Genomic DNA, 25999 nt, shown 5'->3' on the forward strand with positions numbered 1-25999 from the left:
AGGGGGATTTAGGGGGATCGAGATATGTGCAACTTCACATTAAATTGGTATAAGACTTGTCTGTTAGCTAACAAAATCTTTGTGAGCAGTGACAAGCATCTGAGCTTGTCTTAAAACGTTTCCGAATAAATAAATAGGAATCTGCCAAGCTGCAACAGTAACTTCTTTGACAATATCCTGTACACTAATTGCGATTAATTCATGTTCTGGTGGCTCTCCCTCAACTGCACCAGACCAAGTAAAAGCTAATAAGAAATCCTCGTCTCCAGGTAAGGATGCAATCAAGCATTCTTCTGGTGTTGGCTGGCAAATAATTCCATGATCGTTTGCAAGTTCTACTAGTCTTTGAAAGTTATTTACGTTCGTCATTTGTCCTTGGGATGTAATGTAATCTCAGTTTTAGAAAAAATCATATTTTTATCTCCAGAACTCAAGTTAGTTGCTCTATACCATAAATTACGAATTATTAATTATTCGGTCAGAGTTAGGAGTTATTGGAGTTGAATCAGGCTTAAGTCCAAAATCTTACCGCGATCGCCTGGTTCTATCAGCAACAATTGTTACTGTTTTAAAAAAAGCTAGACTACCTACTTTTTCGGTTTACCCTATTGACATACACCTCCCTTCTTTACCGTTCTAATATTGATGCCCTAATTTCACCCAAGCTGAAGCAGTGCATTGAGAATTGCACTCACTTTTGGGGGAATAGCTGTAAACCGAAGCAGAAAAAGATGCTCGTCAACATTAGATTGTTGAATCACCTTGGCATAGATATGTTCTTCTTCTGTAGCCATTACTGCTTCAATTAATAGCTTGAGTTTGAGATTACTCAAGAGTTCTAAAGAATGTGACGATTGCAATTGCGCCCCTTTTTCTGAGAGACTAATCAATGCTCCCAGAAATATTGTTCCCACTGCATGTTTTCCCTGCAAAATAGTGTATTCCACAGGTATTTCTTGATTGAGAATGACAATTTCTTCATCATCTTCAGGCAAGAATAAATTATATTGACCACCAATGCCACGAATTTCACAAATTGTCACAGGGTGTTTTATCCCCTTTGGTTCTATTTGTAGTTGCCCAGCAATTTGGAGGTCAATATTAGCATCCTTACAGCTATTTTCGGAAATTAAAATCTGTCCTCCCACGGTATAAGACTCTATTCGGGCAGCCAAATTAACATGACTGCCAATAACTGTATATTGAGCGCGTTTTTGAGAACCAACATTTCCCGCCACAGCCTCGCCTGTATTAATTCCAATTCCCATTTCGAGGATTGGGAAATTCATTTGCCGATTTTGTTCATTCACTTGCTGCATTGCCAATTGCATTGCAATAGCACAGGCGATCGCTCGTTGGGAATCATCTTTGCGACTAATTGGCGCACCAAATATTACAAAAATACCATCACCCATAAACTCATTAATCGTGCCTTTATACTGGTTAATCACATCTGTCATTGTTCCCAGATAAAGATTCAAAATATTTACTACTTCTTCAGGTGGTAATTGTTCAGAAATAGCCGAAAATCCTCTTAAGTCAGACACAAGAACCGTAACTTTTCTTCGTTCTCCCCCTAGCTTTAACCCAGAAGGAGTTTCCAGGATATTGGCAACGATTTCATCAGTTAGATAGCGTCCGAGGGTTTTTCGCATATCGGTAGCACTTTGAGCAATATACTGAGTAAGTGCGATCGCAGAACCTGCAAATGCCAGCATTGAAGGGACAACGGGAATCCACCAACCAGCCAAAAACGCTAGAAAACTACCACCAAGTAAACCGCCACCTGCCAATAAAACACTAACAGCCATGAGGGTTTTCTGGTTGCTACTGTGGCGTTGTAGCCAACACAAGCTAGCACCAATAATTGACCAAATCAAAATTGATAACCATTCTAGCGACTCAGGTAAACACTTAATTAGTGAACGACCATCCATTGCCGCACTTAAAATTTGACTAATCAAATTAGCATGAATTGTTACACCCGCCATCCGTTCCGGGTCAGTCAATACATTACTGCTGTAAGGCGTATAGAATAGATCCTTCAAACTTTCAGCGGTAGCACCAATTAATACCACCTTGTCTCGCATTAAGTCTCGTGGGATGAGGTTCTCTTGCACTTCGGTGAGAGAGACTTTAGTAAACTGCTGTATGCGTCCTCGATAGTTCAACAGCACTTGGTAACTCCCCGCATCGGCTCGGATATAACCCCCATCATTAGCTTCAAAAATTGGGAAAACACCCCGATTTAATTGCAAGTAATTAGAGTTAGTTGCTGATGGTTTCGCGGTAATACCTTCAGGTTTCAAGTACAGCAATGCCAGTTTCAACCCAAAGCTTTCGAGAATCTCGTCATTATTTAAATTTACGTACAATAATGCTCGCCGAATTTTGCCATCTCCATCTATGGGTAAATCATTCGACCCAACTTGATTAAGTTTTTTCAGTTCTGGAGACGAATCAACCGCCGAACTATCAATAGTATCCGAGACTTTTTGGACTCCAATCAAATTGGGAGTAGACTTAAACACCTTCAGTAAGTCTTGATGACCGGGATTGACGGGTAAATCACGATAAATATCTAAACCAATGGCTCTGGGTTGCTGCTGTTTGATTTTCTCTAATAAACTGGCAAGTTTGCCATCAGACATAGGCCACTGTCCCTGCTTACGGACATCTGCCTCATTAATCTCAACTATGACGATACGAGTCTCAGGCGACTCTCGTGGACGGAGAAGAAAAAATTGATCCAGTGCTGCTAGTTCCAACAATTGCAGTAGTCCAGTCAAGCGTAGTGCAATCACCAGGGCTGTAATATTGGGAACAGCAAGTAAAACACCACGCCATTGCCAGATTTGCGGTTTCAGCTTTGCCCACATAATATTTAGTGCTGAGTGCTGAGTGCTGAGTGCTGAGTGCTGAGTTAGGAGTTAGGAGTTAGGAGTTGGGAGTTAGGAGTTGGGAATTCTCTTTGTACCCAATATCCTTGTTTAATTTGGTGGTGAATTCTTAGATGTGCAACAATCGATCAATGGTTCTGAAGCGAGCGCACTCAAACCTACTGACTTGAAAAATTGTCTCCAATCCAGCCTCGCCTTTAAATTATTCGGTTCAGTCTGGCGTAGCTGCACCAAACTAGTCAGCGCTTCATGCCAAATCCCAGCTTCCGCATAGATGGTGGGCAACTTGTACAAATTTGCCTTTGCTAACGTCTCCGATAAAGATGTTCCTGGTTGAGTGCGTTCCACCCAACCATCTACAGTAGGATTTGTACTAGAGTCTTGAGTATTACAAACAATTGTTAAATACCAATGATAAGTTTTGCCTACAGCGAGTGCAGGGGCACTGTCAGGAAGTTTGAAGCTAACAATTCCTGGTTTATTCGGTAGTGTAAAAGATGTTTCATAAAATACGTTCTGGTCTTCAGCTAGCAGCAGGAACTTGGCTGTTTTGACTTGAGATGGAGGTACATACCAGAAAAATGTTGGACGTTGAGCAAATGTCAGCCCTAATTTATCTGGAGGTGTTAAGGGAGTTATGAGTTTTTTCCCTGTTAGGCAAGAGTTACCACGGGTAGAACCACCAGCACTTGCAGGAGGTTTTCCCCGTTGTGGTGGCTTAAATGTCTGACTAATTTGCCAAGTTTTACTGGAATGGTACGACTGAGCCTGTACCTGCGCTGTTAAAGCAGAAAGCAAACACAAAGGTAAAGAAAAGGCTACAAAATATAGAGATGGTTTAATCCATTTCATATTGATAATGCCTGGGTTCTAGATTAGTCAGGTGAATAAATAAAGTATTCCCAAAAGCAAGATCAGATTTTGCACTCAACTACGAACTATTGGGTATTGGGAAGAGACAAGTTAGGCAAGAGATAACAGCATAAACACTGAACAATTAAATTGGCAGTAAAAATAATTACAAAAAATTGGATGGTTTAGGATTTAGTAGCACGACAAGCGACTTGATACACAGTTACTTTTCTTACAGTAAATTTCGTGCAACAATTAAGAATCTTTCTTATTTAAGGATATAGCCATTAGGGTACTGAGCGTTAGCTACGCTCTCTTCGAGACGCTACGCGAACGCCGTAGGCATCGCACAAGCGCTGACTTGTCAATTTTCACTGAGTATTGCATCCAGTATTTAGGTGTTCCCTTTCGGATAACTTGAAAAAGCGCTTTAGTTTCAATCATATATCAGCTTGATAATGATAGTAATTATTATTAAACTATGACAAAAATTCTTACAGATACAGATTGGCAAGAATTATGGGCAGAAAGTGAGCAAAATGGTCACGCTTCTTTTCAATCCAAGGGTTTTGAAACTATCCGTAAAGGGAAACTTCTAGATGTCTCTCATACCTATGAGTGCTGGTCAGAATTACGTAATGGACTATCTATTTCAATACATCAGGAAGAGTTTATTGATGATCTTGTGTGGTTTAGAGATATTTTTGATAAATCTCAATTTGGCTTGAGTTTTTTTCTCTCAGGAAAAGTGAGAATTGAACGCCACGGTTTAACTGACAAGACAGACGAAATAGTAGGCAGATATTATTCAGAATGTAACTGTGACATCAAAGAAACTGAATGGTGGAAAGCTGGTGAAAAGTTTTCACGAATTTATCTGAAAATCGAACCGCAGGAATTTTTTCAAAGTTTTGGTGAAGAAGAATTAGAACAGATACCAATTTCCCTGCGCCAAGTAGTGATGAATGGTAAGGTACAGCCTTACTACCAGCAAGGGGAAATCACACAGCAAATGTGGAAAGTCTTATGTAATATCCTCAAGTGTCCCTATCAAGGCTTGATGAAGCGAATGTATTTAGAAAGTCAAGCAATAGAATTGATTACGCTTCATTTTCAGCAAATTCAGGAGCAGGAGATACGTAATCATAACTTTCCAGGGAAGAATTTGAGAGATGTTGAGAGAATTTACCAAGCTAAAGAAATTTTGTTGGGTAATCTAGAAAATCCACCCAGCCTGATAGACTTAGCACGACAAGTAGGGATAAATGAATTTAAGTTGAAGTGTGGGTTTCGTCAAGTTTTCGGGACATCTGCGTTCAAATATTTGCACAACTATCGCCTGGAAAAAGCGAAACAACTTTTAGCATTAGGAGATATGAAGATTGAAGAAGTAGCATTTAGGGTAGGTTTTGACAGTCGCAGTTACTTTGCTTTAGCTTTTCGCAAAAAATTTGGATTGAATCCCAAACAATACTTTCAACATCATCACAAATCCCTCTAGCGTTCAGAAAAAATCCCTCTAGCATTCAAAAAAAATCCCTCTAGCGTTCAAATTAGAAATCTGAATCCCTTATTGTACATAAACTACTAGTTTAGTTAAGAAATATTCTTAACAGCTTGTGGGGATAGATGGAGTGGTCTAATACCCTAACCTGTAACGGGAGAGGGATCAAAAGTCTGATGAATATGCTGGTGTGAGGGAGATTTGGTAATGAGATTAATAAAATCGCTTTCTGGGCTGATGTTTACAGCCTCATTTTTTATACTCATAATACAGTCAGTGCTGGCTGAAACTGATGGAGTAAATTCAGTAAATGTTAGAGATAAACGCAAAGTTATATCAACTATTCCCCAGTTGAGTGAGGTAGAACTTCCCCAGACTAAGGCCGCACTGTTGTTAACTCAGAACCCTGCTACAGAGGCAATAGTAGAAGTTACAGGGGTAAGCATCACCAAAACGGAAAAAGGTGTTGAGATAATTTTAGAAACTGCTAAAGGTGATGCTCTCAAACCTGTTCAGAAGAATGAAGGCAATAAATTAATTATCGATATTCCCAATTCGCAATTGCGTTATGAGGGTGGTAATACATTTCGCCAAGAAAAACCATTTGCTGGAATTGCGGAAGTATTGGTAGTTAATCAAGATAATAATACTATCCAGGTGACAGTAACGGGGGAGACTGAACTCCCAACAGTTGAGTTATTTGATGGGGATGAAGGGCTGATTTTTGGTGTGACACCTGCTACAACTGCAATGCAGCCACCACAGCAGCCAACAAATGAAACACCACAAGAGGAACCAGCAGCACCAGCTGATGAACCGATTGAGTTGGTGGTGACAGGGGAGGAAGACAAGTATCGCGTCACGAATACCACCACCGGGACAAGAACTGATACACCTCTGCGTGACCTTCCCCAATCGATTCAGATTATTCCTCAAGAAGTGCTGCGCGATCAACGCGCCGATATTTCCAGTGCGCTTATTAATGCCCCAAGCGTCCGCACTTCATCTCCGACTAATTTTGAAACATTGCGGATACGAGTTCGAGGATTTTTTACCCAGCCGACGCTAAACGGTTTCAAAGACTCTTTATCTTCTAACCTTGGGCCTGACCTTACAGGAATTGAAAGAATAGAAGTCCTGCAAGGGCCAAACTCTATTTTATTTGGTTCATCATCACCAGGGGGAACGGTTAACTTTGTGACCAAACAGCCCCTGCGCGATCCTTACTACTTTGCCGAAGCAACTATTGGTAATTTTAACTTTTACCGTGGTGAAGTGGATCTGTCTGGGCCGTTAGACGATGCGAAAAAAGTACTATATCGGCTTAATGCATCATACCGAGATCAAGAGTTTTTCATTGACTCTAGCAAAGCTAGAAATCTAGTGATTGCGCCGGTAGTGAGTATTGAACTTGGAGAGAATACAAATCTAACTGTTGAGGGTATTTACAAAAACATAAAATCTGAAGGAATTAGTTTTGGTTTGCCTGCAATTGGAACAATACTTTCTAACCCTAATGGCAAAATACCCCGCGATCGCAACGTAAATGAAGGTAGCATTAACACCGAAGTTTCTAGAATTGGGTACACATTAGAGCATAAATTTAGTGAGGCTTGGTCATTTAAAAATTCATTTCAATATAGCAGGTTTTATTCTCCTGATTTAGGCACTTTCCCCGTAGGGCTTTTAGATGATAATCGCACTTTGGAGAGAATCTACATAGAAGGACTCTACGATCAACGCGACTATAGGCTTTTGACCAATGTTATTGGTAAGTTTGCAACTGGCTCAATTAAACATCAATTACTATTTGGCTTTGATTTGGGCAGACAAAGTATAGATTCTAGCGGTATTGATCGAGAAATTGCTCCACTTGATTTGTTCAATCCGATTTATGGTCAGCTACCTGGTGCAATTACATTTGAATCTGATACCAATACCGTGACCGATGAGCTTGGCTTTATCGTGCAAGATCAAGTAACAATTGCAGACAATTTCAAGCTGCTACTTAGCGGTCGATTTGATAACTTCAAGCAAACTGACAAAGACTTTCTCGCAGATACAGAAACAAGTCAATCTGGGAGTGCCTTTAGTCCCCGTGTGGGCATTTTATATCAGCCAATCCGGCCTATTTCTCTCTATGCTAACTACAGTCAATCATTCCAGCCAGCAATTGGTCGAGCCTTTGATGAAAGTGAATTTAAGCCGACCAAGGGGACTCAGTTTGAAATTGGAGTCAAAGCAGATTTGAATGACAGGCTTTCAACTACATTGGCGTTGTACGATATTACCCAATCGAATGTTTTAACTGACGATCCAGATAACTTAGGCTTTTCTGTTCAAACTGGAGAACAGCATAGTCAAGGAATCGAACTCAGTGTTGCTGGTGAAATTTTATCAGGATGGAACATCTTTGCTAGCTATGCTTACAACGATGCCCGCGTCACTAAAGATAATATCATTCCAGTCGGGAACCGTGCATTGCAGACAACTCCCCATGCTGCTAGCTTATGGACAACCTACGAAATTCAACGAGGAGACTTACAAGGTTTGGGCTTTGGTTTGGGACTTTTTTATGTAGGCGATCGCGCCGGAGATGCTGGAAATACATTTGAAGTACCCAGCTATTTAACAACTGATGCTGCTATCTTCTACAAGCAAGACAGATTACGTGCTGCGATCAATATCAAAAACCTCTTTAATGTGGATTATTTTGAAAATGCCTTCAATCGATTGCGAGTCTCTCCTGGTGCGCCATTTACTGTGCAGGGAACTATTTCTTGGACGTTTTAAAAAGTTAGGGTTTTCATGAAGAGGTTTCTACGCCGTCTCACCTATCCGCTATGTCTGGGAATTGTGGCATTTATACTTGTTTGTGCCTGTAGCCAAAGTAACTATCAAGATGCCACATCTCCAACATCTTCAGCAGAAAATTGTCGAATCATAAAACATCCAATGGGGGAAACCTGCGTTCCACTCAATCCTCAACGAATTGTAGCTTTAGATATCCTGAGTCTTGGTGAAACCGTTGCTTTGGGTATCAAGCCAATCGCAGCAACAATATGGTCTCGGACAGAAATCAATTCCGAAGTTCCCCCCTATTTAGCAGAAAAAATCAAAGGAATTGTTTTGCATAGTTATTCTACTAGCCAACCCAATTTAGAGAAAATTCTGCAACTTAAGCCCGACTTAATAATTAGTCCTTCAGATCCGTCATCACGAGGGCAGTACAAACAATTATCACAAATTGCTCCTACCGTATTAGTTCCTTGGGCAGAGATTTCACGAGATTGGAAACAACACTTAAAAGAAACTGCAAAAGTTTTTGACAAAACAGAGGTAGCGACTCAACTCTTAAATGGCTACTCTCAAAGAGTTGAAAAACTAAAACAGAGATTACAGAATAATCGTCCTCAGCCATTTCGGGCATCATTTGTATATGTCAACTCTGGAGGAGTATATATTGGTATGAAAAAGTCCTTTTCTGGCACAATTTTAAATGATATTGGGCTGCTATCTCCCAAATCATCTAATAATTTATCCTTGCCCATTTCCGAGGAAAGTTTTTCCGAAATTGATAGTGATGTTATTTTTATCGGATGTTATCAAAAAAATGATTGCTCTACTTTAGAAAAACTTCGGGGAAAACCCTTATGGTCTAAAGTTAAAGCTGTCCAAAACAAACAAGTATTTCCTGTAGATTTTCAGAGTTGGTATGGATTTGATTTTCTTGCCGCTCATGCTGTACTGGATGACATTGAGAAGCATTTATAGCAATCCAAATTGATTTCTGAATCACTCGTAGAGGTAAGGGACTGGGGACTGGGGACTGGGGACTGGGAAGAAGGAATAAAGGTGTGTCCTATAGATTAACAAACCTCTAACTCATGAAAGGATGTTAGTGAGTGTTGCTCTCTTCAGACAGTTAGGTGAGGAGGTACACCATACTCAGGACTCTTCATGCCGTGCGGTACTAGGGAAGGAAGAAGAAGCACCCCTTTTGCTCACAATATGGCAATATATAAAGTTGTAGCTGACCGCCTACGTAGAGGTTTAACGTGGATACCATTGCAATTCCTGCTTTAAATCGGCCAGTGGATGCCACGGTAGAAATTCCCGGTTCTAAAAGTCTTACCAATCGGGCATTACTTGTTGCTGCTTTGGCGCAAGGTGACTCAATTTTAGAAAATGCCTTATTTAGTGAAGACAGCGAGTATTTTGCCAAATGCGTAGAGCAATTGGGCATTCCCATTACTTTGAATCCCAATCTTGCTCAGATTCAGGTTGCAGGAAAGGGAGGTGAAATCCCAGCTAAACAGGCAGATTTATTTGTGGGTTTGGCAGGCACAGCAGCACGGTTTATCTCGGCGCTGGTAGCACTGGGTAATGGCGAATATCGGCTAGATGGCGTTCCCCGGATGCGAGAACGTCCGATGGGTGACATGCTGACGGTGCTGCAAACGGGTGGAGCAACCATCAACTTTGAGGGAAACTCCGGATTTATGCCCTACACCATCTATAGCCAGGGATTTGCTGGCGGAAATTTTCGCGTAAAAGCTAACCAAACGAGTCAGCAACTTTCGGCATTGCTGATGATTGCGCCCTACGCTCAACAGGACACAATCATTGAGGTTGAGGGGACATTAGTTTCTCAATCTTACGTCAAAATGACCTGTCGTCTAATGGCAGATTTTGGCGTTGAGGTGATTCAAATAGGTGATAATCAATTTCAGATTAAAGCGGGTCAACGTTACCAAGCTCGACATTACACAATAGAACCCGATGCGTCAAATGCCTCTTACTTTTTCGCCGCCGCCGCCGTTACGGGTGGACGGGTGCGCGTCAAACATTTGACCAAACAATCGTGTCAGGGTGATATTCTCTGGTTGAATGTTTTAGAGCAGATGGGTTGCCAAATTAAGGATTCCGATGATTACACTGAAGTGACAGGGCCGAAGCAATTGCAAGGCATCGACATTGATATGAATGATATATCGGATTTGGTGCAAACATTAGCTGCGATCGCACCCTTTGCCAGTTCACCGATTACCATTCGTAACGTAGAACATATTCGATACAAGGAAACGGATCGCATTCTAGCCGTGGTCACAGAGTTGCGGCGGCTAGGAGTGAAGGTTGAAGAATTCGCAGATAGACTGAAAATTGAGCCTGGCCCCATTACCCCGGCGGCGATTGAAACCTATCACGATCATCGAATGGCGATGGCTTTTGCTGTCACTGGTTTAAAGGTTCCAGGGATTGTAATTAAAGATCCTGGCTGTACAGCTAAGACCTTTCCAGATTACTTTACCCGATTCTTCCAAATGTTAGAACAATAAGAGACTGACGAAATAGTTACTAATTCGTAATTCGTAATTCGTAATTCGTAATTAAAGAAAGGTACAAGCACCTTGATTTATCTACGAATTACGTTGACCAGTATTTTTGTCGCGTCTGTTATACCGGGCGTTGTATATTTGCGGGATGATTTTGCTGGTTTTCAGGACGGGCAATATGCCCGTCCCTTGTATTTACAGACTTCCAATGAGCTAGTTGTAAGCTCCTACAGCAATTTGCTGTAAACCTTTAGAAGGTGAAAGTTGTTCTCAACGTGCCGATAATTGCATCGTCGTTATCACTGTTTTGACCAGGAGAGGTCAACCAGATGACACCAGGGGTAATTGAGATGTTATCTGACACGCGATACTTGTAAAACCCTTCAATGTGATAAGGTACATCATTACCAACTAAACCTGGTCGGTTAAAGGCATAGGGTTCTGCACCAGCAAAAATACCTAAAACGTTACCTTGTTTACCGAAGTCAGGCAAGGCTATGCCAAGGCCATAACTCCAAGCTTCATAATCATCATCAGCACCAAAGCCTGTGACATCGTGGTAAGAAACGAAGCCACTAACTGATAGTTTGTCGCTGGGTCTGAAGGCTGCCGATATCCCGTATGAATTACTGGAAGATCCGTCTAGGGCACTTAGGGTGTTAGATTGATTGGTCCCTACGACGCGGCTAGTGCCAGTCAAACCACCACCTGCATCAAATAAACCACCACTTCCAGCACCATGATAACCGTGAACGTAGGTGGCAGCGATCGCCAAGCGATCGCTAACACTAAAGTTCAACTGTCCCAGAGCTGCATAGTTACCTTCCAACAAACCTTGACTTACTCCAGGATTATTAGCATTTGACGCTAAGTAGCCTACAGTCAGTGAACTTGGTTTGAAAAAGCTGCCACCGCTACCAAAGGGTAAAGTCAGGGCTGCACCTGCACCACCACCAATCCGATAGATGGGGTTTTCAGAAGCAAAGGTAGACAATGCACCATTACCACCATCAAAATCCTCAAAGTAAGGGTTGTTGGTGGCAGCATAATCGCTATGAATACCTCCAGTGGCCGCAAAGTAAGCTTGGGCTGGGCCTATGGGTACGTAATACGCCAGCCAGTCTATAACGACACCGTTATTGATGCTTCCACCGTTGAGTTGAAAGGTTTGTGTACCTTCAGCAGTACCACTAATAAGAACATCATCATTTCCTATTTGTGAGAAGGCTGTTGCATTACCGGCTGCAAGACGGGTGTGTAAAACGTCTTTACCTGTGAAGCTGGTTTGTAAGTCTAAACGCACCCTATCTTGGAAGACAGTATTGTTAGCATCACCAGTGTTACCGCCAAAAATGTCAGTAACGGCAAAAATAGCTTCACCCACCAATTTAGTGGTAGTAGAAAACTGATTTGCTTCTAGTTCAGCAGTCCGTGCTTCTAGAGAATCTACTCGACCACGCAGAGTTGCCAATTCGGCCGAGAATTCCTCTTGCAAACGCTGGAGGGTTGCCAAATCCTGTTTTGACACCAAGTCAGCAGTTGCCGTTGCAATCAGTTCATTAACCCGATCTAAACAAGCATTCAAACCTGCGGCAAACTCATAACGAGTCAGTGCCCGGTTGCCACGATAAGTGGAATTTGGGTATCCTGCAATACAACCGTAGCGTTCAACTAGGGATTGTAAAGCTTGGAATGCCCAATCAGTCGGCTGTACATCAGAAAACTGAGAAACTGATGTGACTTGAGACAGTGAATTCTGGTTCTTGCCTTCGCTGCTGTAGCGATTAACTTGTTCTAAAACCTGATTTCCATCAGTCTTTGCTTGGGCAAATAACTGCTGATTAATTTTTGGTTGCTCTGTTTTGATCGATAGTGAAGTACCAATAGCTTCTGGTGCTTCTGTCTGAGCGTATTTTACCTTTATATCTTCAGAAAAGCTTGCTACTTCAGTAGCCATAGCCTTAGCGGAAACCAACACCGTCACTCCCAAAACTACTGGACTTAGTACCAGAGTTTTCCACAATAGATGAGACATTTTTTATTTTCCTTTCCCAAAAAATAACCCAACTCAGTAGGTTTAAGAAAAAGAGAACAAGCAACTATTCTACTTGTTGGAAATCTTATCAGATTGTAGTGATCTAAGCTATATCTAAGAAAATTTTCCTGGATAAAGAATCGTAAAGTCTTGCTGATGGCTTGTTTACCAAAGGACGTGTTTATCCGGGTATTTCGCTCGATTTTGTGCCATTTATGGACTTTAGCTTCTTGTTTTTAACTCTGGTTTTCGGTAGAGCCTTTTTATATCAAATACAGTTCAGTTAAGCATTTCTTGCTTCTCTTTGCGTCCTATCCTTCTCCTTCTGCTGACGGAGACACTTCGCGTAGCTTGCTTCCACGAAGTGGTACAGGGAAGCCACTTCATACCAATTCGCAATTCGCAATTACGCTCTCTACGAGACGCTAAAAGCGAACGCGGACTCGCTACCGCTACGCTAACGCAATTAAAAAACTTAGATTCAGCAAAGCTTTCAGGGGTTAAATCTGTATCAGATTTTTCGTGAAATGTTATCATTTCCATGCGTCCTTTGCTGCTGTGGCAAGCTGCTTTGCGTCTAAGTTAAAAAAGTTGACTTTAACAAAGAGTTTTAGCCTTAAATGAACTGTATTGCTTTTTATCTTGGTAAAATAACAGATTTTTACTAGAGTTGGTCATATTTATAGAGAATTATGAAATTGGCTGAAACTTTTAGTTTGCCGCAATGGCAAAGAAATGGTTGAAAATTGATGCAGTTTTTTGAGCTAAACACAATTCACTAGTCAGACTTCAGAATATCGATTTCTTATCTAAACCCAAAGAGATGATTTATGACTCGGATTTAGGCAGTTAATTTTTCATAACTATCAGCAGTTGTTTTTTCTAGTCCTAGAATGGGATACATATCTGGCTCAAATGTTCCCTGCATGGTCAGAACCAAAGCGTCGATTAAGGCTTTGGCTTTAAGTAGCGTTTCCTGAAACTCCATCTCCGGGTCAGAAAGCGCTATAATCCCACCACCGATCCCGATGGAGGTTTGATGAGGAGTCAAAACAGCAGTCCGAATGACAATATTCAAATCGGCTGAACCATTCAAGCCCAAAAAGCCGATCGCTCCTGAATACACTCCCCGCGCTTCTTGTTCTAGGCGATCGATAATTTGCATTGTGCGGATTTTGGGCGCACCAGTCATCGATCCTCCGGGAAATGAAGCCTGCACGCAATCCACCGCTTGTAAGTCTGAACGTAACCGCCCGCGTACTGTTGTCACCAACTGATGTACTGTTGGGTATGTTTCCACATCCATTAATTTTGGTACGTGGATGCTACCAACTTCACAGACTCGTCCCAAATCATTGCGTAACAGATCCACAATCATCAGATTTTCAGCTCGGTCTTTTTCGCTGTTGCGTAGCTTCTCACGGAGGATGAAATCGGCTTCGGGGGTTTCTCCTCGTGCTAGGGTTCCCTTAATGGGCTTAGTTTCTACCCATCCTTGGCGATCAATCTTTAGAAACCGTTCTGGAGATGAGCAGGCGATCGCAATTTCACCAAAGCGCAAAAATGCAGAGTAAGGAGCAGGATTGATTTTACGTAATGTCCGATAGAACGTCAATGGTTCGGGGGTTACATCGGTGTAAAGCTGATTGGTCAGGCAAACTTGATAAGTTTCCCCTTCGTGAATTTCGTCCAAGCAATGATGAATATCTTGGATGTAATTTTGGTAAGTGCGACTCAAACGGAACTTAACTGGCTGACAATTTTCCTGGGGGAGAACCGAAGAAAGAGGATCTAAAGTTTCCAGTTGTTGTTGGATAGTATCAAACCAAGTTTCTACCGGTTCTGTTTGTCCTTTTTTGATTAATTGCAGTAAATAAAGACACTGTTCTTGATGATCGATGGCAATCATGCGATCGGCAAGTAAGAAAATTGCGTCAGGTAATGGTGAAGAATGCACCAATGATGATCCACACTCTGCCTTGAGTTCATAGCCAAAATAGCCAACAAATCCACAGTTAAAATCAAACGGTAACTCATCAGCTTGGCAACTTCGGAGGTCAATTTCTCGTTTGAGATACTCAAAAATACTTTCGCTGCGATGGGTAACACGATCTGACTCTGTAATTATGAGTTCTTGTGTTTGGGTATGGTAGCGTACCAAGAGGCTGTTTTCCCCGTTTCCATCGCCCATAAACGAGAAGCGGGATAGACTGGCTTCCACACGGCTACTGTCTAACCAAAAGGCATTTGGTGCTTGCTGAAACAAATGGACAAATATTTGTTCTGTGTTCGGGCAAATATCCAGTTTGCGCCGATGAAGTTCAAACTTCTCTTCCTGTTCTTGGCAAGGTTTATCGATGGGAGGAGTAATAAATCCAGATTCGATCCAATACTGCTTTTCTGGACTTTTTGAAGATTTCTCTATAAATTGCAGCGTTATATCTCGAAAGTTTTCTAGTAATCTTTGCCCATATTCTGTACAGATAGACTCTGGGTGAAACTGCACACCCCAAAAAGGTAGATGCCGATGACGCAATCCCATCACCAGTCCTTCTTCAGTCCAAGCAATTTTTTCTAGACACTCAGGTAGTTCGTCAGCAACTAGCAACGAGTGATAGCGCACCACAGAAAAATTACTAGGAATACCTTGAAATAGTGCCGAATCATTATGATAAATTTTACTGAGTCTACCATGTTGAACTTCCGGTGCATGAATCACTTTTCCACCATGTAGATAGCCAATTCCTTGATGGCCCAGACAAACTCCTAGCAAGGGCACATCAACGTTCTCAATTATTTGTCGGCAGATTCCAAAATCTTCTGACCTTTCTGGACGACCGGGGCCAGGTGAAATCACAATGTTGTCAAATGCAATTTCTTTTAATTCATCCCAGTTAAGCTGATCGTTACGAATTACCAGAGGTAGTTCCCCATTTACTTCAGCAATCATCTGGTAAAGATTAAAAGTATAAGAGTCATAGTTATCAATAATTAATGTTTGCATATATACTCAATTAACTACCATATAGAACATTTTGGCACTCAGAATAGCAATTCGTGAATAACAAAATTCCCGACTTATTTAATAAGTCGGGAATCTAAGCTTTTCGATTTTAAGTAATCTATAGATACAGCAGTTTTCTTTTGCATAGAGTACAAAACTAGGGATTTTAAGGCAGGAACTCTTTATATCTGATGCGTGAGTCCTCCATTTTGTACCTTAGTTACTTGCAAACTGCTGTAATGATTCTGACAGTAGCACATCCTTTTCGTTATTTCCTACGCATTTATCCCTTAATCTTATCCAAAGCTAAATTCAGCTTCAAGACATTAACTCCAGGTTCGCCAAAGATGCCGAGAAAGCGACCATCGGTATTTTGAGAAATCAAAGTTTCCAATTGGGTAGGCTGAACTCCTCGCGCTTTGGCTACTCGTGCAATTTGTGCGATCGCAGCTTGGGGCGTAATATGGGGGTCAAGGCTAGAACCAGAGGTGTAGACTAAATCGCCAGTCGGCTGTACACCTGCTGTTTTCAGACGATTGAAGTCGCCTTCAACTTTTTTACTGGGATCTGGATCATCTTTCCCTTTGATGCGTTCCAGCAATGCGGGATTACTGGGAGCCAAGTTACTAGCACCGGAAACTCCGGTTCTTAAAACTCCCGCGTCGTCCTTTTTGGGATCGGCAGTGCTGTAACTCGTGGTACTGGGACGGCTGTTAAAATAGCGATCGCTACTAAAAGGTTGACCAATCAAAGCAGAACCCACAACTTGACCTGTGCTATTTTGCAGTAGACTGCCATTTGCTTGAAAGGGAAACACAATCTGCCCAATGGCAATCATCGCCAAAGGATAAATAATTGCGACTATTACCCAGAGTACCAAGGTAGACCGAACAGCTCTACCAGCTTCGCGTGCAAAACTCATTAGAATTTCTCCGGTACAAACATTACAAAAAATAGATAGATGGAAAGCCCTAGTGTCACCAGTCCTAACAGCCCCAATCCCCAAGATTGACTGCGGGAAAGTTGTTCACCAGTAGCGCCATAGACTAGAGGTGCAACCACGAGGTTGAAACACATCGCCAAGAACAAATACAGCGGTAGCTTTTGTCTACGCCATTGACACCAGATTTCAGTTATTTCTTCTAATACTTGGGATGCTGCAATCGCGCGGCGGATATGAACGGGTTTCATAGTAAATTAAGACAAAGGTAGGATAATATCTATCAGTTTGATGGCAATGAAGGGAGCAACGATGCCGCCAAGACCAAAAATTAAGATGTTGCGACGTAGCAGTTGATCTGCTGTTAAAGGTAAAAACTTCACCCCTTTGAGTGCTAGCGGAATCAGTGCCGGAATAATCAAGGCGTTGTAAATCAGCGCTGAGACGATCGCAGATTGGGCACTCTTTAATCCCATAATATTAAGTGCGCCGATTCCAGCGGCGGCAAATATCGTGGGAATGATCGCAAAATACTTGGCAATATCGTTAGCGATGGAGAATGTTGTCAAGGCTCCACGAGTAATTAGCAGCTGTTTACCAATCGTTACTAGGTCAATCAACTTGGTGGGATCAGAATCTAAGTCCACCATATTAGCAGCTTCTTTAGCAGCTTGCGTCCCAGAGTTCATCGCCACACCCACATTTGCTTGAGCTAAGGCAGGCGCATCGTTCGTACCATCCCCGGTCATTGCCACCAGTTTACCCTGAGATTGTTCCGAGCGAATCACCTCAATTTTGTCTTCTGGAGTTGCTTCGGCAATGAAATCATCAACCCCGGCTTCCTGAGCAATTACCGAAGCGGTAATCCGATTATCACCTGTGAGCATGATCGTCTTAACACCCATGCGGCGGAGTTGGTCAAATCGTTCCCGCAGTCCCGGTTTGACTATATCTTTGAGGTAAATGACACCATAAATCTTGTCATCTTGGCAAACAGCTAAGGGTGTACCGCCTAACCGGGAAACTCGCTCATAAGCTGCATCTATATCATCAGGAACATCGCCGCCACGGGAACGAACAAATCCCTTAATGGCATCTACCGCCCCTTTGCGAATTTGTTTGCCATCGGGTAGATTCGTGCCACTCATTCGGGTTTTGGCGGAAAATTCCACACCTTCGGCTTTGTCAACGTTAAAGTCTACCACCGCCTGGGATTTTTCTGCTAAAAGTACAATTGACTTGCCTTCTGGTGTCTCGTCAAACAAGCTAGCAGCGAGGGAGACTTGCGCCACATCTTTGATTGAGTGATTATTTAGCGGAATAAACTCGTCAGCCATCCGGTTTCCCAAGGTGATTGTACCTGTCTTATCCAGCACCAAAGTATTGATGTCACCACAAGCTTCTACTGCTCGACCAGAGGTCGCAATGACGTTAAACTGGGCAACTCTATCCATACCAGCGATGCCGATCGCACTGAGTAAACCACCGATAGTTGTCGGAATTAAAGCTACCAGTAGAGAGATGAGAATAGCAACGCTAGCACCCGCCCGCAAACTGTTTCCCGCTTCAGTGCCAAAGGCCGTGCTGATAAAGCTGGCGATGTAGTCCACGAAGGGAGGCATAGTTGCCACCACAATTAGGAATACCTGCGTTAAGACTGCCAACAATACCGTTAAAGCAATCTCGTTGGGAGTCTTGCTGCGTTCTGCCCCTTCTACCAGGGAAATCATGCGATCGATAAAGCCTTGACCAGGATCAGCACTGATACGAATTGTCAACTCATCGGAGAGTAGACGCGTACCGCCTGTCACCGAACTGGCAATATCTGTACCTGGTTGCTTCAGTACAGGGGCAGATTCCCCAGTAATCGCCGACTCATCCACCGAACCGATACCTTTAATTACATCCCCATCGGCGGGAATCATATTATTTGCAACCACCTTGACCAAATCGCCCCGTCGCAGTTCTGTAGAATTGACTTTGACTATGGAACCATCTGGGAGGATTTTATTAGCGATCGTATCCGATCGCGTCGATCGCAGTGAATCAGCCTGTGCTTTGCCACGTCCTTCAGCCACAGCTTCGGCAAAGTTGGCAAAAACGAGGGTGAAAAAGAGAATGAAGGTAATCAACCCGTTTAAGAGCCGTTGTTGGTTGATATCTGCCTGGATTGTGCCAAACAGATTTGGGTTGAGGGTAACAAGAAAGGTAACAATTGTCCCCACCCAAACAACAAACATCACTGGGTTTCTGACCGTAATTCGCGGATCTAGCTTGACAAATGACTCACGAATTGATCTTTGGTAAAGCCCCCGCATATCTGTTTTGGGGGTATGCTTACGCGAGTCACGAGTTCCAGATGGAATACGAGGTGAAGGAGAATCAGTTGTAGTTGGCATATATTAGATTTTGGGAATGGGGCATTGGGGATTGGGCATGGGAAGATAAGGTGGATTAATCCAGTTCTGAGGTGGATAAACGGAGTTCTGAGGTGGATGAACGGAGTTCTGAGATGGATGAATCCAGTTCCGAGGTGAATGAACGGAGTTCCGAGGTGGATGAACGGAGTTCCGAGGTGGATGAACGGAGTTCCGAGATGGATGAACGGAGTTCTGAGGTGGATGAATCCAGTTCCGAGGTGGATGAACGGAGTTCTGAGATGGATGAACGGAGTTCCGAGGTGGATGAATCCAGTTCCGAGGTGGATGAACGGAGTTCTGAGGTGGATGAATCCAGTTCCGAGGTGGATAAATTAGTTTCTAATTATCCTTGTCCCCTACTCCCGAATGGCACTAAGTTAAGCTGAATGGTAGGCAGCGTAAGGATTGCAGAGGAGCAGAGGCGCAGAGGGGAATTTCTAAATATCCGAACGCAATACCTAAAACTTCTTGTTTCTCCCCTGCTCCTCCGCTCCTCTGCACCCCTGCTGCCTCAACGATTTTCCCTTTTCTTAGTGCCATTCCCCCTACTCCCCTCATCCCCAATTTCTAGCCAATGCCTTTGGCGATAAAAAATGCTTCACCAATGGGGCCTAATGCTAATACTGGGAAGAATGTCAGTGCGCCCAAGATTAAAATTACGCCTGCGGTAACGCCTATAAATAGTCCGGTATCAGTTCGCAATGTCCCAGTCGTATAAGGAACAGCTTGCTTACGAGACATACTATCTGCTAAAAACAGCAAACCGATGATTGGAACATAGCGTCCAGCTAGTAAACTGAAGCAGGTACTTAAGTTCCACCACAAAGCGGTTAAAGTTGGTGCTGTACCTGTAGCGATTGCAAAAGGTGAAGGTTGCGAATCGCCTAAACCTTCAAAGCCAGAACCGTTATTAGCAGCAGCGGACGCATATTCATAGATAACTTGAGCAAAGCCGTGGAAACCTGGATTACTAATTCCTGATAGTTGATCGGGAAACGCTAGGGCGATACCTGCGGGAATCATAATTGCGATCGGGTGAACTAGCAGAAGCAAAAAACTAGCAAGGACAACCTCGCGTTTCTCAATCTTGCGTCCGAGAAATTCTGGTGTCCGTCCCACCATCAACCCTGTAGCAAACACAGCCAGAATCAGGTAAGCGAACAAATAAGCCGTTCCAGTACCCTGTCCACCCCAAATAATTTGCAGGAACATATTAGAAAGGGTAATAAAACCACCGTTGGGCATAAATGAGTCGTGTAAACTGTTGACTGCGCCGCACATAGTACCAGTTGTACTCGTTGCAAATAATGCAGATTGTGCCCAACCAAACCGGACTTCTTTACCCTCTAAATTCGGTTGCTGACTACCCAGTAGTGCATTCACAGCCGGATTGCCGTTGTATTCACCAATGGCGGTGATGATGATAAATATTACATAGAGAACGCCCACCATACTGAAGACTAACCAAGCTTGCTTAGTGTTGTTTGCAAACAACCCATAAGTGTAGATTAGGGAAGTGGGAATCGAAAGCATCGCTACAATCTGAATCAAATTAGAAAATCCGTTGGGATTTTCAAAGGGGTGTGCCGAGTTGATGGCGAAAAAGCCGCCGCCGTTTTCCCCTAATTCCTTGATAATTTCAAAATGGGCAACAGGGCCACGAGCGATCGCTTGACTGATATTCGGATCTTCCAAGGTGGGGAGTACAACTACACCCGCCAGTGTTTCGGGAACGCCAGCTGCCATGAGAGCGATCGCGCCGACAATACAAATAGGCAGCAAAATTCGGGTAATCGAGCGGATCAAGTCTACATAAAAGTTGCCCAAGGATCTACCAGTCAATCCCCGAATAAAGGCAATCCCCACCGCTAACCCAGTCGCCGCAGAGGTAAACATGTGATAACCAAGTCCCCACATTTGGCTGCCATAGCTCATGTAGGTTTCACCAGAATAATGCTGCTGATTGGTGTTAGTAATAAAGGAAATAGTCGTATGCAGCACTGTATCCCAAGTTGGGGCATCTATCTTGGTTGGGTTTAATGGCAGCCATCCTTGATTCATGATGATCAAGAAAATCAGCAACCCCATTGCGACGTTACTGTATAGGATTGCCCGCCCATACTGCCAGCCGGTCATATTTTCTTTAGTTTTAACCCCAACCAAAGAATAAAGTACTCGCTCAACCGGATTCAAAATCGGATCGAGAAAAGTACTTTGCTCTAGGTATACACGCGCCATATAGCGCCCAAAGACTGGAGTAATTGCTACTACAATCAGTAGCGTTAATACAATTTGAATCCATCCTTCTAGCATGAGTTAATCAAACTCCAACATGAGTAAAATTGAGATATTATCTTGCTATAAATCGGAAATTTTTATGAAGTATATCGGCATCATTGTTAATCAACCTATAATTATGGGCTTGATTCGTAAATCATGAAGCTTTTTGTTCAAGAATACAAGGTATAAATTGATATTTGAACTAGGCTATAGAAAAAATATATTTCTATATATACAAGTCTTCAGAGCGTTTATCTCGATCTATATCTGCAAATATAGAAAGACAGCTAAATCCTAAACAAATAGCTATCCCTCTTCAATCAGTCTATGCATATAAAAATCTGCTTTGATTTCTGAACTAATACCAATTTAAAAAAAGAATGCGACAAATAGATCATTTGTAGAGACGCGATTCATCGCGTCTTTACCCAAGAATGTGTTGCAATTATTAATTGAATTGGTATAATTTGCGTGGTGCGCGTTGGCGTTGGCGTTGGCGAAACCTCTCGAAGAGAAGCCTCTCGCAGAGAAGAAAATAAATAAACAAGTAACTGCTCTAATGCTGGGAAATCTCTACAGCTACTATAATTTACCGCAAGATGCAATTCCAGCCTATTGTCTGACTACTAATACCTGCAAAAGGTATAACTTGAGTGTAGATGCGATCGCAATCTTAAAGGTTGTTTGAAAAGTATTAGGTAAATATTCGCTACTACACAAACATAGTCCACTGAGGTGGAAAGCGTGAAAAATCAAAGGTTTTTAACCCACGGAGGTGGGTTTTGTCTGTATAGCCGCGACTTCAAGTCGCCAGGGCTAGTACCGCAAGGCGGAATTAAAAATTAAAAATGAATACAGCATAAGTATTTCGTTGATTTAGAATGATTGGTTTATTTCCGCCGTGTTGTACTTTTCAAAGAACCTCTTAGAAACTTTAGTAAAAACATGTGTTCTTTCTGCCTCCCGCCTCCTGCCTTTCTTTGTAAGCAATCAACTGGTACTCTGAAACCAAAAATGGAATAAAGCGTACATGCTGAGGCCACTATAAGCCAAAATTTTTATAGACACTCACACAGGTATAGTCAAAATGGATATTAAAAATGGTTTCGTCGGTGCTATTGGCAACACACCTCTGATTCGCTTAAACAGCTTTAGCGAAGAAACAGGCTGTGAAATCCTTGCTAAAGCAGAATTCCTCAATCCCGGCGGTTCCGTTAAAGACCGCGCCGCACTTTACATTATCGAAGACGCAGAAGAGAAAGGTCTACTCAAACCCGGTGGCACTGTCGTAGAAGGAACTGCTGGTAATACTGGCATTGGACTAGCACATATTTGCAACGCCAAAGGCTACAAATGCCTAATTATTATTCCCGATACTCAGTCACAAGAAAAAATAGATGCACTGACAACACTAGGAGCAGAAGTTCGTCCCATCCCTGCTGTACCGTACAAAGACCCAAACAACTACGTCAAGCTATCTGGCAGAGTCGCTGCTGAGTTAGAAAATGCCATTTGGGCGAATCAGTTTGATAACTTAGCCAATCGCCATGCCCACTACGAAACCACAGGGCCAGAAATTTGGGCGCAGACAGATGGTAAAATAGATGCATGGACAGCTGCAACTGGTACTGGTGGTACTTATGCTGGGGTAGCGTTGTACTTGAAGGAACAAAATCCGGCAATTAAATGCGTTGTTGCCGATCCACTGGGTAGTGCACTTTATAGCTATGTCAAAACTGGCGAAATCAATATAGAAGGAAATTCCATCACCGAAGGCATCGGTAATGGTCGCGTCACAGCCAATATGGAAGGCGCACCTGCTGATGATGCCATCCAAATCGATGACCAAGAAGCTTTACGAGTAGTTTACCAACTGCTGAGAAAAGATGGGCTATTAATGGGTGGTTCAACAGGTATTAATGTTGGTGCAGCTGTTGCCCTAGCCAAGCAGTTGGGCCCAGGACATACCATTGTCACCATTTTATGTGATAGTGGTTCCCGATATCAGTCGCGGATATTCAACCCTGAATGGTTAGCCTCAAAAGGACTTTCAATAGATTAGTCATTAGTCATTAGTCACTAGTCATTAGCAAAGGACAACTGACGAATGACAAATGACAAATGACAAATGACAAATGACAAACATAACTCAACCATCAAACTTCCCGATAATAGATCAACCCTCTTCTCCTAGATGTGTAAGGGTTTGTCAAAATCGCACCTGCAAAAAGCAAGGTGCCCTCAAGGTATTAGCAGCTTTTGCCGCTTTGCCAATCCCTGGTGTGGCGGTAACGGCTAGCAGCTGTTTAGGACAATGTGGCAATGGGCCGATGGTGCTGATATTACCCGATGAAGTCTGGTATAGCGGCGTTCAACCCGATGAAGTCTCTCTACTGGTAGAACATCATTTGCTAGGTGGTCAAAGAGTCAAACAGATGCTCTATTATCGATTTCATCCCCAAAAATCAAACTAATTGAAGAAGAATACAGAATTCAATTCTGACTTCTGGCGACTGACTTCTAAATTCTGTTTTGTTAAAAATATCAATGTCTGCAATCTTGTTGACTGAAGCGAGGCATCCAATGAATATCCAGCAGCTGCGTCAATCCTTAAAACATAAGTGGCTGATTTATTACGAGCAAAATATTTCCTGGCTGGTCAAAATGCGAGTTTGGGGGACTTATGATGGTCTGCGGCGTCCTTTGTCCGGTTTTATTTTGGCAACACTGTCTGTTTTGGAACCCCAGTTTGATGAAATACTTTCTTTTATGCTGGATCTGAATAACGATCCAGATAAAATAGTCATCGCTTTAGGTCTTAATTTTAATCCTGATGAAGAGTTACGTTTAATAAAATCAGAACATTCTATAGCTACAAGCCAAGTTGAAAGCAAGTCGCCAGATCAGAAGTATTCTGAGGATAAAGATGTGTCATCAGTTGTAACTGCTAGCAAGATTGCGTCTCATTCTTGTGCTGAAACTCTAGACTCAAACTTGCCACACGCCGCTCAACCAGTGCCATCATTTACAGCTAATACTGAGGTAGTTCGCACACGCCAACCGGAGTTGGTGGTTGCATTTGCTACTAAAACGGCTTCAGATACTCCAGTAAAAATTCCATCATCGGGTTTTATAGGCGAATATCAGCCACTACAATCACCCTTTAAACGCCTCCCTTCAGGAGCATCGCTGACAATGACCACTGAGGTTAATAGTAAAGCCAAAACTATGCCATCTCTAGTATTAGCAACAGAGATTTCTAGCAACAGTAAACCAGCGCGTAGTCGTCAGACATCGCCATCCGGGCGACTTCCTTTAGGTGCATCTCTGGCAATTACCACCGAGATTAACAGCAACGGTAAACCAGTGCGATCGCTATCAATTACTACTGATGTTAAAATTAGCAGCAAACATCCGAATATTCAACCTCAAGACGTTAAAAGTAAAGTGAATTTACCAACCACTAATGCCCGTAGTCTAGCTTCTTGGGTAGATGAATTTTGTCAAGGTACTAGATGGGACGAGAAAGACGATATTTTTATTTGAACAATCATAACAACAGATGGAGTGCCAAAAAGCAATTACCACTAGAGACGCTTTAGCGTACCACGCTACGCTAAAGCATCTCTGTTCTTTCTTAATTACGAATTACGAATTACGAATTACGAATTACGAATTACAAATTACGGGTATTCGTGAGAAACAAACGGAATTTCTACTACTTCACCCTCAGTTTCTCCCACTTGGACTTTTAAGCCCACGCCACCAGCTTTGGTGCGAATATAACCTAGTCCAAAGTAACCATCAGCGGTTTCTGTATAACTGGTAAGTTTGCCAACCTTTTCATCTCCAACTGCGATCGCACTTCCAATTTCCGCAGGGGCACTGAGACGAATGCCAAGCAAGTGTTGCTTTACACCTTTATATGTATTTAATCTGGCGATGGTTTCTTGCCCAATATAGCAACCTTTATTAAAAGAAATTGTTTGCCACAAGCCAACTTCCAGCGGATTATAATCATCTGTAAGTTCCGAATCTGAGGCGGGGCGACCTTGTAAGATTCGCAAAGCATCCCAGGCGCGATCGCTCATTTCTACCGCCCCAGCTTCTAACAATTTGTTCCACACCGAAGATTTATCAGTATAGGGAAAAGTGAAGGTGTATCCGGGAGCCGCTAACCCGCTACCCACTGCAACCCGCACTCCCTCAGCCGGAGCGATCGTGTATACTTGATGACTACCGTAAGGCTGCCCGATGAGTTCGCCAATACCCAACTTTTCTAAAACAGCGTCGCTTCCTGGGCCAATGAGGCTGAAGGTGTTGGTGTATTCTGTGATGTCAGATAATTCCACCTTATCGGCATAGAAAATATATTTATCCAGCCATTCCATAAGAAACTGGCGGCGGTTAGGTGAAACCAGCAAGATTACCGCATCTTCTCTAACGTAGGCGGTTGCTAAATCAATTGTTCTGGCTGTGGAAGTGACAAAAACCGTATCACAACCTTGTCCAGGCTTGAGTATTTGGAAATTGTTAGTACTTTGGTTGTGTAAAAAATTGAGGCGATCATCGCCAGCTACCTTGATGCGTCCCCAGGCGGTGCGATCGCATATTGCAACCCCAACTCTGGCGGCTTCGATAGCTGCTGCGTCTTTCTCGTCAAGTGTAGATGTTGGCATGGTGATGAGAAGTTGCCCTGTTTCAATGTTGTCGCACTGGAAATCTTAG

Annotated in this window: 20 protein-coding genes; 9 read left to right on the forward strand and 11 right to left on the reverse strand. The window is 42.8% G+C overall.

Going from position 1 to position 25999, the window contains the following annotated elements:
* Positions 1 to 63 precede the first annotated feature (63 nt).
* The 3 genes from ABF638_RS20090 to ABF638_RS20100 form a co-directional block, all read right to left on the reverse strand.
* A complete protein-coding gene (locus tag ABF638_RS20090; protein WP_435024757.1) occupies positions 64 to 369 on the reverse strand; it encodes a hypothetical protein in 306 nt (101 codons plus the stop codon).
* A gap of 287 nt (positions 370 to 656) precedes the next feature.
* Complete coding sequence (locus tag ABF638_RS20095) at positions 657 to 2879, reverse strand: CHASE2 domain-containing protein (protein WP_435024758.1); 2223 nt, start codon at positions 2877 to 2879, stop codon at positions 657 to 659.
* 111 nt (positions 2880 to 2990) lie between these two features.
* Positions 2991 to 3752, reverse strand: coding sequence for a DUF928 domain-containing protein (locus ABF638_RS20100; RefSeq protein WP_435024759.1), 762 nt, complete (start codon positions 3750 to 3752; stop codon positions 2991 to 2993).
* Between the two features lie 481 nt (positions 3753 to 4233).
* Here ABF638_RS20100 and ABF638_RS20105 point away from each other — a divergent pair, with 481 nt between their 5' ends.
* The 4 genes from ABF638_RS20105 (at position 4234) to aroA (ending at position 10595) form a co-directional block, all read left to right on the forward strand.
* Positions 4234 to 5253, forward strand: coding sequence for a helix-turn-helix transcriptional regulator (locus ABF638_RS20105; RefSeq protein ID WP_435024760.1), 1020 nt, complete (start codon positions 4234 to 4236; stop codon positions 5251 to 5253).
* A gap of 210 nt (positions 5254 to 5463) precedes the next feature.
* Complete coding sequence (locus ABF638_RS20110) at positions 5464 to 8049, forward strand: TonB-dependent siderophore receptor (RefSeq protein WP_435024761.1); 2586 nt, start codon at positions 5464 to 5466, stop codon at positions 8047 to 8049.
* A 15-nt stretch (positions 8050 to 8064) separates the two neighbouring features.
* A complete protein-coding gene (locus ABF638_RS20115; RefSeq protein WP_435024762.1) occupies positions 8065 to 9030 on the forward strand; it encodes an iron-siderophore ABC transporter substrate-binding protein in 966 nt (321 codons plus the stop codon).
* Positions 9031 to 9314: 284 nt separating this feature from the next.
* Entirely contained in the window at positions 9315 to 10595 is a 1281-nt protein-coding gene (gene aroA, locus ABF638_RS20120) for a 3-phosphoshikimate 1-carboxyvinyltransferase (protein ID WP_435024763.1), read from the forward strand.
* Positions 10596 to 10842: 247 nt separating this feature from the next.
* On the opposite strand, the gene ABF638_RS20125 is transcribed toward aroA, so the two are convergent.
* From ABF638_RS20125 to kdpB, 5 genes are all read right to left on the reverse strand, one after another.
* On the reverse strand, positions 10843 to 12627 hold the full coding sequence (locus ABF638_RS20125; protein WP_435024764.1) for an iron uptake porin: 1785 nt from the start codon (positions 12625 to 12627) through the stop codon (positions 10843 to 10845).
* Positions 12628 to 13468: 841 nt separating this feature from the next.
* The gene (gene pabB, locus ABF638_RS20130) at positions 13469 to 15631 is read right to left on the reverse strand and encodes an aminodeoxychorismate synthase component I (RefSeq protein ID WP_435024765.1); all 2163 of its coding nucleotides are present in this window, start codon (positions 15629 to 15631) and stop codon (positions 13469 to 13471) included.
* A 283-nt stretch (positions 15632 to 15914) separates the two neighbouring features.
* The gene (gene kdpC, locus ABF638_RS20135; protein WP_435024766.1) at positions 15915 to 16553 is read right to left on the reverse strand and encodes a K(+)-transporting ATPase subunit C; all 639 of its coding nucleotides are present in this window, start codon (positions 16551 to 16553) and stop codon (positions 15915 to 15917) included.
* A complete protein-coding gene (locus tag ABF638_RS20140) occupies positions 16553 to 16822 on the reverse strand; it encodes a potassium-transporting ATPase subunit F (RefSeq protein ID WP_420759429.1) in 270 nt (89 codons plus the stop codon). The genes kdpC and ABF638_RS20140 overlap by 1 nt, the downstream gene beginning before the upstream one ends.
* 6 nt (positions 16823 to 16828) lie before the next feature.
* Positions 16829 to 18970: a potassium-transporting ATPase subunit KdpB gene (kdpB, locus tag ABF638_RS20145; protein ID WP_435024767.1), complete on the reverse strand. Its 2142-nt coding sequence runs from the start codon at positions 18968 to 18970 to the stop codon at positions 16829 to 16831.
* Positions 18971 to 19041: 71 nt separating this feature from the next.
* On the opposite strand from kdpB, the gene ABF638_RS20150 reads away from it, so the two are divergent.
* Positions 19042 to 19377, forward strand: a complete 336-nt coding sequence (locus ABF638_RS20150; RefSeq protein WP_435024768.1) for a hypothetical protein — start codon at positions 19042 to 19044, stop codon at positions 19375 to 19377.
* On the opposite strand, the gene ABF638_RS20155 is transcribed toward ABF638_RS20150, so the two are convergent.
* Complete coding sequence (locus ABF638_RS20155) at positions 19364 to 19531, reverse strand: hypothetical protein (RefSeq protein WP_435024769.1); 168 nt, start codon at positions 19529 to 19531, stop codon at positions 19364 to 19366. The genes ABF638_RS20150 and ABF638_RS20155 overlap by 14 nt on opposite strands.
* A gap of 27 nt (positions 19532 to 19558) precedes the next feature.
* Positions 19559 to 21304 (reverse strand): potassium-transporting ATPase subunit KdpA, encoded by a 1746-nt coding sequence (gene kdpA / locus ABF638_RS20160; RefSeq protein ID WP_435024770.1) that lies wholly within the window; start codon positions 21302 to 21304, stop codon positions 19559 to 19561.
* A 460-nt stretch (positions 21305 to 21764) separates the two neighbouring features.
* Between kdpA and ABF638_RS20165 the strand changes: the two genes are divergently transcribed.
* The 4 genes from ABF638_RS20165 (at position 21765) to ABF638_RS20180 (ending at position 24817) form a co-directional block, all read left to right on the forward strand.
* Positions 21765 to 21959, forward strand: a complete 195-nt coding sequence (locus ABF638_RS20165) for a hypothetical protein (protein ID WP_435024771.1) — start codon at positions 21765 to 21767, stop codon at positions 21957 to 21959.
* A gap of 399 nt (positions 21960 to 22358) precedes the next feature.
* The gene (locus ABF638_RS20170; protein WP_181931268.1) at positions 22359 to 23333 is read left to right on the forward strand and encodes a cysteine synthase A; all 975 of its coding nucleotides are present in this window, start codon (positions 22359 to 22361) and stop codon (positions 23331 to 23333) included.
* A gap of 73 nt (positions 23334 to 23406) precedes the next feature.
* Positions 23407 to 23745, forward strand: coding sequence for a (2Fe-2S) ferredoxin domain-containing protein (locus tag ABF638_RS20175; protein WP_181931267.1), 339 nt, complete (start codon positions 23407 to 23409; stop codon positions 23743 to 23745).
* A gap of 109 nt (positions 23746 to 23854) precedes the next feature.
* The gene (locus ABF638_RS20180) at positions 23855 to 24817 is read left to right on the forward strand and encodes a DUF5331 domain-containing protein (protein WP_435024783.1); all 963 of its coding nucleotides are present in this window, start codon (positions 23855 to 23857) and stop codon (positions 24815 to 24817) included.
* A 137-nt stretch (positions 24818 to 24954) separates the two neighbouring features.
* On the opposite strand, the gene ABF638_RS20185 is transcribed toward ABF638_RS20180, so the two are convergent.
* Complete coding sequence (locus ABF638_RS20185) at positions 24955 to 25950, reverse strand: YgfZ/GcvT domain-containing protein (RefSeq protein ID WP_435024772.1); 996 nt, start codon at positions 25948 to 25950, stop codon at positions 24955 to 24957.
* Positions 25951 to 25999 lie beyond the last annotated feature (49 nt).

This window comes from Nostoc sp. CALU 1950, assembly GCF_051172895.1.
In the GTDB taxonomy this organism is placed as follows: domain Bacteria; phylum Cyanobacteriota; class Cyanobacteriia; order Cyanobacteriales; family Nostocaceae; genus Nostoc; species Nostoc edaphicum_A.